At 74.8% G+C, this 13833-nt stretch carries 10 protein-coding genes; 5 read left to right on the top strand and 5 right to left on the bottom strand.

The genetic code is table 11. The features are described 5' to 3' along the window. Window positions 1-10: 10 nt before the first annotated feature. From ACF09E_RS22145 to ACF09E_RS22135, 3 genes are all read left to right on the top strand, one after another. A complete protein-coding gene (locus tag ACF09E_RS22145) occupies window positions 11-796 on the top strand; it encodes an enoyl-CoA hydratase/isomerase family protein (protein ID WP_392206735.1) in 786 nt (261 codons plus the stop codon). A gap of 291 nt (window positions 797-1087) precedes the next feature. After that, window positions 1088-4525, top strand: coding sequence for a hypothetical protein (locus ACF09E_RS22140; protein ID WP_392206660.1), 3438 nt, complete (start codon window positions 1088-1090; stop codon window positions 4523-4525). Window positions 4526-4654: 129 nt separating this feature from the next. Next, complete coding sequence (locus ACF09E_RS22135; RefSeq protein WP_392206659.1) at window positions 4655-5269, top strand: flavin reductase family protein; 615 nt, start codon at window positions 4655-4657, stop codon at window positions 5267-5269. 46 nt (window positions 5270-5315) lie between these two features. Here ACF09E_RS22135 and ACF09E_RS22130 read toward each other — a convergent pair whose 3' ends face one another. Continuing rightward, window positions 5316-6653 (bottom strand): MFS transporter, encoded by a 1338-nt coding sequence (locus ACF09E_RS22130; protein WP_392206658.1) that lies wholly within the window; start codon window positions 6651-6653, stop codon window positions 5316-5318. Between the two features lie 131 nt (window positions 6654-6784). Then, window positions 6785-8035: an MFS transporter gene (locus ACF09E_RS22125; RefSeq protein WP_392206657.1), complete on the bottom strand. Its 1251-nt coding sequence runs from the start codon at window positions 8033-8035 to the stop codon at window positions 6785-6787. A 73-nt stretch (window positions 8036-8108) separates the two neighbouring features. Here ACF09E_RS22125 and ACF09E_RS22120 point away from each other — a divergent pair, with 73 nt between their 5' ends. After that, complete coding sequence (locus tag ACF09E_RS22120; protein WP_392206656.1) at window positions 8109-9164, top strand: GlxA family transcriptional regulator; 1056 nt, start codon at window positions 8109-8111, stop codon at window positions 9162-9164. Here the strand turns inward: ACF09E_RS22120 and ACF09E_RS22115 are convergent. The 3 genes from ACF09E_RS22115 to ACF09E_RS22105 all read right to left on the bottom strand — a co-directional run bounded on the left by ACF09E_RS22115 (window position 9065) and on the right by ACF09E_RS22105 (window position 12660). Beyond that, complete coding sequence (locus tag ACF09E_RS22115) at window positions 9065-10582, bottom strand: MFS transporter (RefSeq protein ID WP_392206655.1); 1518 nt, start codon at window positions 10580-10582, stop codon at window positions 9065-9067. The genes ACF09E_RS22120 and ACF09E_RS22115 overlap by 100 nt on opposite strands. Before the next feature lie 66 nt (window positions 10583-10648). Next, complete coding sequence (locus ACF09E_RS22110) at window positions 10649-11698, bottom strand: Zn-dependent alcohol dehydrogenase (protein ID WP_392206654.1); 1050 nt, start codon at window positions 11696-11698, stop codon at window positions 10649-10651. Continuing rightward, on the bottom strand, window positions 11695-12660 hold the full coding sequence (locus ACF09E_RS22105) for an SDR family oxidoreductase (protein WP_392206653.1): 966 nt from the start codon (window positions 12658-12660) through the stop codon (window positions 11695-11697). The genes ACF09E_RS22110 and ACF09E_RS22105 overlap by 4 nt, the downstream gene beginning before the upstream one ends. A gap of 99 nt (window positions 12661-12759) precedes the next feature. On the opposite strand from ACF09E_RS22105, the gene ACF09E_RS22100 reads away from it, so the two are divergent. Next, on the top strand, window positions 12760-13686 hold the full coding sequence (locus ACF09E_RS22100) for a cyclase family protein (RefSeq protein WP_392206652.1): 927 nt from the start codon (window positions 12760-12762) through the stop codon (window positions 13684-13686). The last annotated feature ends 147 nt before the right edge of the window (window positions 13687-13833 follow it).

Raw genomic sequence — 13833 nt, 5'->3', positions numbered from 1 at the left:
GAAGGACGCCATGCCCGAGGTACTGCACGCCGTCGAGAACGGCGTCTCGTGGATCACCCTCAACCGCCCCGAGGCGATGAACGCGGTCACCTGGGGCCAGCGGGAACGCATCATGGCCCTGCTCGACGAGGCCTCCGCCGACCCGGACGTCCGGGCCGTGGTGGTGACGGCGACGGGCCGCGGCTTCTGCGCCGGGGCGGACCTGCGGGGCACGCCGACGGTCACGGAGACCGTCCCGGGGGACGTGGCGCGCACGATCCGGCGCGGCGCGCAGCGCTTCATCGGGGCCGTGCTCGACTGCGAGAAGCCGGTGATCGCGGCGGTGAACGGGACGGCGGCCGGCATCGGGGCGCACCTCGCGTTCGCGTGCGACCTGGTCCTGGCGTCCGAGTCGGCCCGCTTCATCGAGGTGTTCGTCCGGCGGGGACTGGTCCCGGACGGCGGCGGGGCGTACCTGCTGCCGCGGCTGATCGGGCCGCAGCGGGCGAAGGAGCTGATGTTCTTCGGGGACGCGGTGTCGGCGGCGGAGGCGCACGGCCTGGGCCTGGTGAACCGGGTCGTCCCCGCGGAGGACCTGCCGAAGACGGCCCGCGCGTGGGCGGAACGCCTGGCCCAGGGCCCGACGCGGGCCCTGGCACTGACGAAGCAGCTGGTGAACGCGTCCCTGGACACGGACCGCGCCGCCGCCTTCGCGGCGGAGGCGGCGGCGCAGGAGATCAACATGACGACGAGGGACGCGAAGGAGGGGGTGGCGAGCTTCGTGGAGCGGCGGGAGGCGCGGTACGAGGGGCGGTAGCGGAGTGTGTCGTACCGGGGCCCTATGGTGTGAGCCGCATATGCCACACACTGCCGCTCCGGGGGGAACGGAATGCCTGACTCCGCGCGCTCGCGCGATGGATCCGAAGGATCTGGAAGATCCGGTGGATCCGACAGATCCGAGAGACTTGGTGGATCCGGTAGATCCGGTAGATCGAGAAGATCCCGCAGCTCGCTTCTGCTCGTCCCGGCGCTGCTGACGGCGCTCCTGAGCCCACTGCTCCCGGCGGGTCCGGCGCTGGCGGCGACGCCGCCGGCGCCGGTGCCCCCGGTGAGCGCGGCACCGGCCCAGGACCCGGCGGCGCCCGCGCCCGAGCCGTCCGCGACGGCGGACCCGACGCCCGCGCCGGCGCCGACCGCCGAACCGTCGCCGAACCCGACGGAACCCACCACCGCCCCCTGCCCCGACCTGCCGCTCGCCCCGCTGGGCGACCCGGGTGACGCGGCGCGGCGGGTCACGATGGAGCCGAACAGCACCGCCTGCTTCACGGTCACCGTGGAGAAGCCGGGCCTGCACCGCTTCGTTCTGGACGGCGGCGTCCCGTCCGTCACCCTCTCCTCCGGCGGGACGCCCGTCAGTTGCCCTCTGCTGGACGAGCGCCCCTGCTCGCTGGTCGTCGGCACGTACACGCTCGGCCTCGCCACCTCCGACTACCGGCTCTCGGACACCCGGCTCGCCGTCGTCCCGCTCATGGCGGGGACCTCCGGCTGCCCGGATCCGGCCGACAGCGGCTTCGGTACGGCCCCGACGACGGGCACGGCCGACGGCGCCGGCATCGTCTGCCACCCCTTCACCGCGGCGCCGGGCGAGCTGGTCACCTCGAAGATCCAGCCCCAGGGCGCCTTCGCCAACGTCAGCGCCTGGATCACCGACGACACGGGCGAGCACCTCTGCAGTGTCGGCTACGACTGCGTGCTGCCCGCGGGGACCGGCGGCTACCGCGTCCTCGCGCACCTCGACTCCTCCGTCCCGTACACCCTGCGGGTCCGGCAGATCTCCCACCCCGTGGGCTGCGCGACCGTCGGAGTGAACGCCTACGGCACGGCGCCGACGCGGGTCTCGCCGCCGGCCGAGTGCAAGACGTTCACGCCGGCCGTGACCGGCGCCTACGACGTGCGGGCCGTCCAGCCGTCCGGCTCCACCGGCACTCTCCAGATGTACGCGCCGGGCGGCCGGATCTGCGAGGACACGGTTTCCTGCCGACTCGTCGCGGGCGTCACATACACCCTGATCACCGACCAGGACGTGCGGATCCTCGACCGGAGGTCCGCCGCCGAGGGGTGCGAGAACGTGGCACTCGGGCAGCCCCGCCGGGCCGCGCTCGGCACGCCCGGCGAGGTCGACTGCCTGAACCTCCCGGTGCCGCGGGGCTCCCGGGTGGCCGTCCTGACGGCTTCCGAGGACGAGGACGGTGTCACGCCCGACCTCTCGGTGATCGACGCCACGGGCGCCCTCCTCTGCTGGACGGAGGAGCAGCTGTCCTCGGGCACCTGCGGCCTGAGCGGCACCGCCCCCTACAGCCTCCTGGTGGAGCGTGGATCCCGGGGCGGGGCGACCGGCGGCTACGGTCTCACCGTCCACCGCACGGACGTGGCGAGCGACTGCCGGACCTTCCCGGCGGGCGACTTCACCGCGCGGTCGGCCCGGGCCACCGTGCGGACCGGCACCGGGATCTTCGGGGACTGCCTGACGATCCCGGCGAACGACCACTCCGCTCGCGAGCTGATCAGGGTCGAGAGCCCCCAAGCCCTCGACTTCAGGGTGCTCGACGAGAACGGCAGGACGGTCTGCGGCGGCAACGAATGGGGCGAGACCCAGGACGACTGCGCGCTGTCGCCCGGACTCTCGCACACGGTCCTCGTCCCCGGCGGCCAGAGCGGCGCTCCCGTCGAGCACACGCTCGTCCGCCGGGACGTCACCGGCACCGCACGCGGCTGTGTCGCGACCGCGGCCGCGAAGGCCGGCGCCCCGTCGGCCTCCGGCGCCCCGGCGGCGGACGGCACCCTCGTGTGCCACCGGGTGACCACGGCGGACGCGCGGGACACCCTCTACCTCGACGCCCGGTACACGGCAACGGGGAACGCGATCGGGCACGGGGTCTACGACGCGAAGGGCAAGCCGGCGTGTGAGGACTTCGGCGCCGGCTGCGCCGTCTCCGGCTCCACCGGCTACCAGGTCGTCGTCCAGGTCGCGTCCGGCGGCACCACCACCCCCGCCTACCGCCTCGACGCCGTCCGCATCGGCACGGCCACCGGGCCCGCGCCGGAGTGCGCGCCGATCCCGGACATCACCTACGGCTTCGGGCCGCTCGTCGACACCCTGTCCGAGCAGCGGTCCACGCTCTGCGCGGTGCTCCCGACGGCGACGAACGACGTGCTGAGGCTCTCGTTCACGCCCGCGCAGGAACTCCGCAAGCAGCCCACGCCCCGGCTGTACGACAGGACCCGCGCGGATCTCTGCGACGGAAGCCACCGCGGGTACTACGACTGCCGGGTGCCCGGCGAGTACTCCACGTCCGCCCCCCGGCAGACGACGCTCGTGATCGGGCTGCCGTCCGTTCCCGCGCAGGCGCCCACCGAGGTGCGCGCCACCGCGACCTGCTCGTCCGCCTGCGGCACGGTGACCCGGGCCATCACCACCGTGGGCCCCGCCACCGTGGGCGCCGGGAAGATCACGATGACGGTCACCGGCGCGGCGCTGCACGAGAAGGACGTCGTCGAGGTGTCCGGTGGCGGCTTCCGCGCCCGGTCCACGACGGTCTCCGTCGCTCCCGACCGGCGGAGCATGAGCGTCGCTCTGGATCTGACGAGCGCACCGCGCACCGCGCTGAACCTGAGCGTGGTCACGCACGACGGTGCCACGTTCGCGCGCGGCAAGGCCACCGTCGTCGCCCCGATCCGCGCCACCACGGCCCCCGGTGTCACCGGCACCGCCGTCGTCGGCGGCAAGGTGACGGCGACGGCCGGGACCTGGACGCCGGCGGCCGAGTCGTACGCCTACCAGTGGCGGGCCGACGGGGTCGCGATCGCCGGGGCCACCGCGTCCACGTACACGGTCCCCGCCGCCCTCCAGGGCAAGCAGCTCTCCCTGGCGGTGACCGCGCGGAAGGCCGGGCAGCCGCTGGTCACCGCCACGACCGGCGCCCTGGTCGTCAAGGGCCTCGCGCCCAGGCCCACCAAGCTGCCGTACGTCTCCGGCTCCACGCGGGTGGGCAACCGGATGACGGCCGTGGTCGGCACCTGGTCGCCCGCGCCGACCTCGTACACCTACCAGTGGCGGGCCGACGGCGTCGCGATCTCCGGCGCGACCGGGTCGACGTACGTCATCGGCGGCGCCGTCGCCGGGAAGAAGCTCTCGGTGACCGTGACGGCCCACCGCACCGGGCACCTGAGCGGGGCGTACACGACCGTCGGGTACACCTCCGCGTACGGGTACGCGCCCAAGGCCACCAAGGCCCCGGCCCTCACCGGCACGGTCAGGGTCGGGCGGACGCTCACGCTGAACCGGGGGACGTGGACTCCGGCGCCGAGCTCGTACGCGTATCAGTGGTACGCGAACGGGCGGGCGATCAGCGGGGCCACCCGGGCCACGTTCACGCTCGGCACGGCCCAGCGCGGGACGAAGATCACCGTCCGGGTGACCGCCCACCGCACCGGGCACGCCTCGGGTGTCGCCTGGACCCGGGCGACGGGGGCCGTCGCCGGCTGATCCCGCGGTCGTCCGCGTGACGAGCCCCCGGTGCGGCGGGACCGCCGCACCGGGGGCTCTCGCGTGCCCGGCGTCCCCGCCGGGTCTTCACCGTCCCCGCCCTTCCCATCTGACGACCCGTCAGGTTCAATGGGCGGTGTGATGGGACACGCGGGGATGGCGGCCACCGTCGTCCGACACCTGAGAGCGGCCGGTTCGCCGACGGCCGTGGAACCACTGCCCCGGCCGGTGCTGCGCGCGGTACGGGAGGACGAGCGACCGCCCGTCGACCCGGCCGAGTTCCGCCGCGTCCTCGGCCACTTCGCGAGCGGGGTCACGATCGTGACCGCCCTCGACGCGGACGGACCGGCCGGCTTCGCCTGCCAGTCCTTCGCCTCCCTCTCCCTCGACCCGCCCCTGGTCGCCTTCATGGTCGCCCGGACCTCGACGACCTGGCCCCGGATCGCGGACGCGGGCACCTTCTGCGTCAACGTCCTCGGGGCAGGGCAGGGGCCGCTGTGCCGGTCGTTCGCCGTCAGCGGGGCGGACAAGTTCGCCGGGGTCGACTGGATCCCGTCCCCCGCCACCGGCTCCCCCCGCCTCGCCGGGGCCCCCGCCTGGATCGACTGCGCGATCACCGCCGTGCACACCGGGGGCGACCACCTGATCGTGGTGGGACGGGTGGAGGCCCTGGGCGCGCGAGAGGACGGCGACGCGTCACCCCTGCTCTTCCACCGGGGGAGGTTCGGACGGCTCGCCCCCTAGGCCGGGAGCCCCGACCGCCCTCGTGCGATCACCCCCCCGGTGCTCGTCACACCCCCGCCGGGGCCACCGGCCGCGTCCCGGGGCGGCGGATGACCAGGGCCATCAGGGCCGCCGCCGCGCACAGCGCGCCCGAGGCGTACCAGACGACGTCGTAGGAGCCGAAGACGTCGCGGGCCACACCGCCCGCGAACGCGACGACCGCCGCGCCCACCTGGTGGGAGGCGAGGACCCAGCCGAAGACGATCGCCGAGTCCTCGCCGTAGTGCTCGCGGCACAGGGCGATCGTCGGCGGGACCGTCGCCACCCAGTCCAGTCCGTAGAACACGATGAAGAAGAGCATCGGCGGGTGCACCGCCGGCGCGAGCAGCATCGGCAGGAAGAGCAGGGAGACGCCGCGGAGGGCGTAGTAGACCGCGAGGAGCCGGCGGGCCTCGAAGCGGTCGGTGAACCAGCCGGAGGCGATGGTGCCGACGACGTCGAAGACACCGATGACCGCGAGCAGCCCCGCCGCCGCCGTCACCGGCATCCCGTGGTCGTGGGCGGCCGGTACGAAGTGCGTCTTCACCAGGCCGTTCGTCGAGGCGCCGCAGATCGCGAAGGTCCCCGCGAGCAGCCAGAAGGGGCCCGTGCGGGCCGCCCTGGACAGGACCGAGAGCGCACGGCGGGCGGCGCCCGTGACGGGCGCCGGCTTGTCGGCGTACTCCCCGCCGTACGGGGCGAGCCCGACGTCGGCGGGGTGGTCGCGGAGCAGCAGCCAGACGAACGGGACGACCGCGAGGGCGGCGAGCCCGACGGTCACCGCGGCCGGGCGCCAGCCGTGGTGCTCGACCAGCCAGGACAGCAGCGGCAGGAACACCAGCTGCCCGGACGCGCCGGCGGCCGTGAGGATGCCCGTCACCAGGCCCCGACGGGCGGTGAACCAGCGGTTGGTGACGGTCGCCGCGAACGCGAGGGCCATGGAGCCGCTGCCGAGCCCGACGAGCACGCCCCAGAGGAGGACGAGCTGCCACGCCGCCGTCATCCAGACCGTGAGCACCGAGCCCAGCGCGATGACGGAGAGCGCCGCGGCCACGATCCGGCGGATGCCGAAGCGGTCCATGAGGGCGGCGGCGAACGGTGCCGTGAGGCCGTAGAGCGCGAGGTTCACCGAGACGGCGAAGCCGATGGTGCCGCGCGACCAGTCGAACTCCCGGTGCAGCGGCTCGATCAGCAGGCCCGGGAGCGAGGCGAACGCCGCCGCGCCGATGATCGTGACGAAGGTGACCGCCGCGACGAACCAGGCGCGGTGGACTCGGGGCGTGCGCCGGGGGCGCGGCTGCCGCGGGAGGCGGGGCGCCCGCCCGTCGGGCGGGGCGGCGGACGGCGTCTCGGTTGTCTGGGCCATGCCACCGAGCATCCCGGTCCGCCCCGGCCCCGGACCATTGGCCCGGACGACAGGTTTCGAACGGATCGGGACACGCGGGCCGGAGCCGGGACGCCGCGCCGGACAGGCAGAACCGGGCCCCGGGTCGCCGCTCAGGCCGCCCTCGGCAGGGTCCTGATCGGGCGCACCGCCAGCAGAGCGCCCACCACGAGAACCGCGATCCCCGCCCCCGTCAGCAGCACCTCCTCCGTGCCGACGGCCGCCGCGACCGGCCCCGACAGGGCGCGCCCGACGCCCATCATCAGGAGCGATCCGGCCACGTCGTAGGCGTGCATCCGGTTCAGCGCCTCCTGCGGCACGTGCGTCTGGACGGACGTCGACCACATCACCAGCCAGAAGGCGAAGGCCGCGCCCCCGATGAACTGGCCCGTGCCGAGCAGCGCCACGGGCGCGCCGAGACCCAGCAGCGCGAGGTTGACGGGGAGGCCGAGGAGGGCGACCGCGCCCGCCGCGAGCGGGGCGCGGGGGCGCAGCCGGAGGGCCAGCAGACCGCCGACGGCGCTGCCCGCGCCGTTGACGGCCATCAGCACGCCGTACACGGCGGAGCCGTGCTCCCCGGTGACCAGGCTCGCGGTGAGCGGCACCATGGGCCCGGCCACGGTGAGCCCGTACACGGTCCAGATGGCGATGACGCCCCAGAGCCAGGTCCGCGCCCTGAACTCCCGCCATCCACCGGCCATCTCGGCACCCAGCGAGTCCCGTCGCAGCGCGTCGGAGGGGATCGGGGCGATCCGCATCAGGGTGAGGCAGAGGGCGCTCACGGCGAACGTCACGCCGTTGACGGCGAAGGACGCGCCCGCGCTCCACACGGCGACGAGCACGCCCGCGGCCGCCGGACCCGCCATGATCATGAGGGCTTCCATCACCCGCAGGACGGCGTTGGCGCGCTGCACGTCGGGGGCGATGCGCGGGATGGTCGAGGCGACGCCCGGCTGGAAGAGGGCGGCGCCGACGCCGCTGAGGACGGACAGCGCGTAGACGGCCCAGAGCGGCGGGGCGCCGAGCGCGAAGGCGACGGCGAGGACGGCGGCTCCGGGCAGCCGCAGCAGATCCGCGAGGATCATCATGCGGCGGGCGGTGAAGCGGTCGGCGAGGACGCCGCCGAAGAGGACGAAGAGGGCGAAGGCGGCGGTCCAGCCGCCGAGCGCGTAGCCGACGGTGGCGCCGGAGTGGCCGGCGCCGAGGAGTCCGGCGGCGAAGGCGACCGGGACCATGCCCTCGCCGAAGACGGCGACGCCCCGGGCGACGAAGAAGAGCCGGAAGTTACGGTTCCACAGTGCGGGCGGCTCGGCCGGGGCGGGAATCCGCTCGGCGGCCTCAGACTTGTACGTGTTGTCCGTCACGGAGACGTAGACCTATCACCACGTGGTCTACACCACCACTGGTTTTCGATCGATCCCGGAGGGAGCACCGCCCGTGCAGCCGTCGCCCGAACCGCCCCCGCACCGCGTCGCCGTGCTCGCGCTGCCCGGTCTGCTCCCCTTCGAACTGGGCATTCCGCACCGCATCTTCGGCCGCGCGATGGACGCCGCGGGCCGCCCGCTGTACGAGATCGTCACCTGCGCGACGGCGGCCGGGCCGGTGCGGACGGACGCGGACTTCGCGATCCACGTCGAGCACGGGCCGGAGGCCCTGGCCACCGCCGACACCGTCGTCGTCCCGGCCTCGTACGAACTCGGGCCGGTCTACGAGGAGGGCCGGCTCACCGGGGAGCTGGCCGCCGCGCTGGCCCGCATCCGGCCCGGCACCCGGCTCGTCTCCATCTGCACCGGCGGGTACGTGCTCGCCGCCGCCGGGTTCCTCGACGGGCGTCCGGCCACCACCCACTGGTCCTCGGCCGAGCACTTCCAGCGGCTCTTCCCGCGCGTCCGGGTCGACGCGGACGTGCTGTTCGTCGACGACGGGGACGTCCTCACCTCGGCGGGCGTCGCCGCCGGGATCGACCTGTGCCTGCACATCGTGCGCCGCGACCACGGCACGTCCGTCGCCAACGACGTGGCCCGCAGGACCGTCGTGCCGCCGCACCGGGACGGCGGTCAGGCGCAGTACATCGAGCGGCCCCTGCCGGAGGCGGGCACCCACACCACGACGACCGCGCGGGCGTGGGCGCTGGCCCACCTGCACGAGCCGATCCAGCTGCGGGACCTGGCCGGCCAGGAGGCGATGAGCGTGCGGACGTTCACCCGCCGCTTCCGCGACGAGGTGGGCGTGAGCCCGGGCCAGTGGCTGACGCAGCAGCGCGTCGAGCGCGCCCGGCACCTCCTGGAGTCCACCGGCCTGCCCGTCGACCGGGTCGCGCAGGACGCCGGCTTCGGCACGGCGCAGTCGCTGCGGGTGCACCTCATGAGCGCGATCGGGGTGACGCCGACGTCCTACCGCCGGACGTTCCGCACGGCCGCGTCCGCGGCCCCGGGGTCCGGGTCGGAGACGGCAGCGGCGGCCTCGGGATCCGTCTCCGACCCGGCTCCCTGAGACAGGGACCGGGACGAGCGTGCGTCCGCCCCGTCGTCCCGGGCCCCGCCGCCGACCCGCCGATCACCGCCGGACCGATCACCGCCGGACCGATCACGGCCGGACCGAGCACCGCCGGGCCGATCACCGCCGGGCCGAGCACCGTCCGACCTGCCGGTCTCCGACCCGCCCGGCTCCGACCTGCCCGGCTCCGACCCACCCGGCTCCGACCCGTCCGGCTCCGGCCGGTCGCCCTCCGCCCCGTCGCCGTCCCGCCTCCGCCGGACGAGTCGCCGTTCGCCCGCCGCGCCGACCAGGGCGAGCAGGACGGTCAGGCCGACGCCCCAGAGGATCGCGGTCGACGGGGCCGCGACCCTGAGCAGACCGCCCGCGAGGCCGCCGCTCGCCGCGTAACCGGCTCCCACCGCCGCGTACATGACCGAGTACCCGGCGGCCAGCGCCGAGGGAGGCAGGAGCTCCCGCAGGGCCAGGCTCCGGGCCAGGCTCGCCGGGGCCTGGAGCAGTCCGGCGGCCGTCAGGGCCACCGCGATGCCCGGCACCGAGGGCAGGACGGCCACGAGAGCGACGCCCGCGGCGACGGCGAGGACCAGGACGAGCGACTGCAGCGCCAGCGGGCCCGGCCAGCGCCCCCGGAGGCCGTACAGGAACGCGCCGACCGCCGCGCCGACGGAGAACCCGGCGAGGAGCGCCCCCGCCCACCCGATGCCGATGCCGCGCTGTTCGAGGAGGGCGGGCAGGATCAGCTCGGCGAGGGCGAGCAGCGTCAGACCGGCCGCGCCGAGGACGTACACCGGCCACGCCCGGAGCAGGGCCCGCCACGTCGCCCCGCCGCCCTCCCCGGCCTCCTGGTGCCAGCCGGGCGGGAGCGCCCGCAGCCCGGCGACGGACACCGCCATCAGCCCGCCCATGAGCAGCAGGGGCGCGGCGGGGGCGGCGCCGAGCGCGAGGCCGGTGACGAGGGCCGGGGCGGCGGCCCAGATGCCGAAGGTCAGCATCGACTCCATGCTCATCGCCTGGGTGACGGCCCGCTCGGGGACGAGCGCGGTGAGGAGCGCGCGCAGCCCGCCGGGCACGGCGGCCGGTGCGGCTCCGGCGAGCACGGCGAGGACGGCGAGCACCGCGGGATGCGCCGTCGGCAGCAGGCCGAGGCCGGTGAACCCGGCGGCTCCGACGCCGAGACCGGCGGCGAGCTGCGGCCGGGCGCGCGCGGCGTTCAGCCGCATGCCCAGGACGGGCGCGGCCATGATCTCCCCGAGGACGTACGCGGCGGCGAGCACGGCTCCGAGCGAGTACCCGCCGGGGCGCTCCCGGACGAGGAACACCAGGGCGAGCGGGGCCATGGCGACGGGGAGGCGGCCGGCCGCGGTGACGGCGGACCAGGCGAGAACGGGGCGGGTGGCGAGCTCGCGGTAGGACATCCCCGGACCGTAGCGGGGTGGGTCCGCGGGGCTCACCCCGTTTTCGACGGCCGCCGGGCGGCACCGTCAGAACGTGAGGACCCCGCGGGCCACCTTGCCGGCCTCCGCGTCCTCCACGGCCCGCGCGAAGTCCTCCACCGGGTAGGTGGCGGTGACGAGTTCGTCGAGGAGCAGGCGGCCCGAGCGGTACAGCTCGGCGTAGAGGGGGATGTCCCGCTGCGGCCGGGAGGAGCCGTACCGGCAGCCCAGGATCGACTTGTCCAGGAACATCGCCGCGGGCAGGAAGGCCGCCTCCGCCGTGGGCGCGGTCATGCCGAGCAGGACGGCCTGGCCGTGCCGGTCGAGGAGGTCGATCGCCGTCCGGACGAGCCCGGTGCGGCCGACGCACTCGAAGACGTGGTCGGCGCCGGTGGGCAGGATGTCCCGTACGCCGTCGGCGGAGGTGAGGAAGTGGCTCGCCCCGAACCGCCGTGCCGTCGCCTCCTTCGCCGGGTTGGTGTCGACGGCGACGATCGTCAGCGCGCCCGCGATCCGCGCGCCCTGCAGGACGTTGAGCCCGATCCCGCCCGTGCCGATGACGACGACCGTCTCGCCGCGCCCGACCTTCGCCCGGTTCAGGACGGCCCCGACGCCGGTGAGGACGCCGCAGCCCATCAGCGCGGCGGAGGTCAGCGGGATGTCCTGCGGGATCTTCACCGCCTGGACCGCCTTGACCACGGTCCGCTCGGCGAACGAGGAGTTCGAGGCGAACTGGTGGAGAGGGCTCCCGTTCCGCGAGAACGGCTGTCCCGGTCTCCCGATGGCCTTCCGGCACATGGTGGGCCGGCCCCGGTCGCAGTCCGCGCAGGCCCCGCAGTTCGCCAGGGTCGACAGGGCCACGTGGTCGCCCGGGACGACGTGCCGCACGCCTGGTCCGACCGCCTCGACGACCCCGGCGCCCTCGTGCCCGAGGACGACGGGCGCGGGGAAGGGGATGGTGCCGTCGACGACCGAGAGGTCGCTGTGGCACAGTCCGGCCGCCGCGATCCCCACGAGCACCTCGCCCGGGCCGGGGTCGCGCACCTCCAGGTCGTCGACGACGGTGACCTGCTTCCCGTCGAACACCACGCCCCTCATGAGCCGTTCTCCCCGCTCGTGGCGGTACGGGCGGCGGTGTCGGGGGCCGGAGTCGCGTTCGGGCGGTCGTCGGCGGCGGCGGCCCGGGCCATCTCCTCCAGGCGCGCGAGCATCGGCATGGGGTCCGCCCCGACCGTGCCCGGCAGGAAGTCCGCGATCCGCTCCGGCGTCCAGCCGCCCTCGGCGTAGCCCGCCCGCAGTTCCCTGGGCTGGGCCCAGACCGCGATCTTGGGGCCGGCGATCGTGTAGACCTGTCCGGTGATCCGCTCCGTGCGGGCCCGCTCGGAGAGCAGGTAGACGACGAGGGCCGCCACGTCCTCCGGCTCCCCGATCTCGGCCAGCTCCATGGGGACGTTCGCCGACATCCGGGTCCGTGCCACGGGCGCCACGGCGTTCGCCGTCACCCCGTACTTGTGGAGGCCGAGGGCCGCCGAGCGCACGAGGGAGATGATCCCGCCCTTGGCGGCCGCGTAGTTGGCCTGCGCCACGGAGCCCTGGTGGTTGCCGCTGGTGAAGCCGATCAGGGTGCCGGTCTTCTGCCGCCGCATGACCGCCGAGGCGGCCCGGAAGACCGTGAACGTGCCCTTCAGGTGGGTGGCGACGACCGGGTCCCACTCCTCCTCGGACATGTTGAAGAGCATCCGTTCGCGCAGGATGCCCGCCACGCACACGGCCCCGTCCAGGCGGCCGTACTCGGCGAGTGCGACGTCGACGACCCGCTGTCCGCCGGCCATCGTCGCGATGTCGTCGGCGACCGCGACCGCCGTGCCGCCGCCCGCCTCGATCTCCTTCACCACCGAGAGCGCGATCTCGGAGGTCGGTTCGCCGCCCTCGATCGACACCCCGTAGTCGTTGACGACGACCTTCGCGCCCTCGGCGGCGCACGCGAGGGCCACGGCGCGGCCGATGCCCCGCCCCGCGCCCGTCACGGCGACGACCTTGCCAGCCAAGAAGTTCCCCACGTCCGGCCCCTCCCGCAGTTTCTGACGGTCCGTTAGATTCTTGCTCGACAGGATTCTACGGTCCGTCAGATACCGGAGAACAAGACCCCGGAGGCCCCGATGTCTCTGCCCGCCGCATTCCACGAGATCGCCAAGCGCGTCAACAACTGGGGCCGTTGGGGCCAGGACGACGAGATCGGCACCCTCAACCTCGTCACGGACGAGGTCGTGCGCGAGGCCGTCGCCACCGTCCGCACGGGCCACCGCGTCCCGCTCGCCGTCGACCTGGAGCAGGACGGCGTCCAGACCGGCATGATCCCCGGCCGGGTCAACCCGCTCCATGTGATGGTGCAGATCAACCAGGAGCTCTTCGGCCCCGGCACGGTCGCCACCAGCGACGACGCCGTGACCCTCGGCCTCCAGGCCGGAACCCACTGGGACGCCCTGACCCACGTCAGCCACTCGGGCCGCATCTACAACGGCCGCCCCGCCGACACCATCACCCCGCACGGCCGCTCGCGGTTCAGCGGCATCCACACGGTCCGCCGGCTGGTGAGCCGCGGGGTCCTGCTGGACGTGGCCGCGGCGAAGGGGCTGGACCGGCTGCCGGGCGACCACGCGGTCACGCCGGAGGACCTCGACGAGGCGGCCGAGTTCGGCGGCGTCACGGTCCGGGCCGGCGACATCGTGCTCGTACGGACGGGTCAGATGAGGTCGTACCTGGCCGGGGACAGGCACGGGTACGCCTTCCCGTCACCGGGCCTCTCGATCCGCACCCCGGAGTGGTTCCACGCGCGGGACGTCGCGGCCGTCGCCAACGACACCCTCACCTTCGAGATCTTCCCGCCGGAGATCGAGGACCTGTGGCTGCCGGTCCACGCCCTCGACCTGGTGGAGATGGGCATGCTCCAGGGGCAGAACTGGAATCTGGAATCCCTGTCCACAGCCTGTGCACAAGAGCGGCGCTACGCCTTCCTGCTCGCCGCGATGCCCGAGCCCTTCGTGGGCGGCACGGGCACGCCGGTGGCGCCGGTCGCCGTCCTCTGAGCCGCGCGCCCCGGGACGGTGGGCACGGCGAAGGACGGCGGACGGCGGACGGCGGCAGGCACCCTGACCGGCCCCTCTCGCCGCCGGGTGCCGCCCGGCGGCGGACCGTCAGCGGCGCGGCCGCGCGCGCCCCACCCGCTCGCGGTC

It is taken from the genome of Streptomyces sp. NPDC014891 (assembly GCF_043081085.1).
Lineage (GTDB): Bacteria > Actinomycetota > Actinomycetes > Streptomycetales > Streptomycetaceae > Streptomyces.
Note: the sequence above shows the minus strand (reverse complement) of the source record. Positions and strands in the feature narration are given on the sequence as shown.

What these genes read in the sequence shown, in the direction of transcription:
- ACF09E_RS22130 (WP_392206658.1), bottom strand. Translation starts at nt 6,653, where the DNA reads ATGGCCCAGACAACCGAGACGCCGTCCGCCGCCCCGCCCGACGGGCGG.
- ACF09E_RS22145 (WP_392206735.1), top strand. Translation starts at nt 11, where the DNA reads ATGCCCGAGGTACTGCACGCCGTCGAGAACGGCGTCTCGTGGATCACC.
- ACF09E_RS22135 (WP_392206659.1), top strand. Translation starts at nt 4,655, where the DNA reads ATGGGCGGTGTGATGGGACACGCGGGGATGGCGGCCACCGTCGTCCGA.
- ACF09E_RS22100 (WP_392206652.1), top strand. Translation starts at nt 12,760, where the DNA reads ATGTCTCTGCCCGCCGCATTCCACGAGATCGCCAAGCGCGTCAACAAC.
- ACF09E_RS22110 (WP_392206654.1), bottom strand. Translation starts at nt 11,698, where the DNA reads ATGAGGGGCGTGGTGTTCGACGGGAAGCAGGTCACCGTCGTCGACGAC.
- ACF09E_RS22115 (WP_392206655.1), bottom strand. Translation starts at nt 10,582, where the DNA reads ATGTCCTACCGCGAGCTCGCCACCCGCCCCGTTCTCGCCTGGTCCGCC.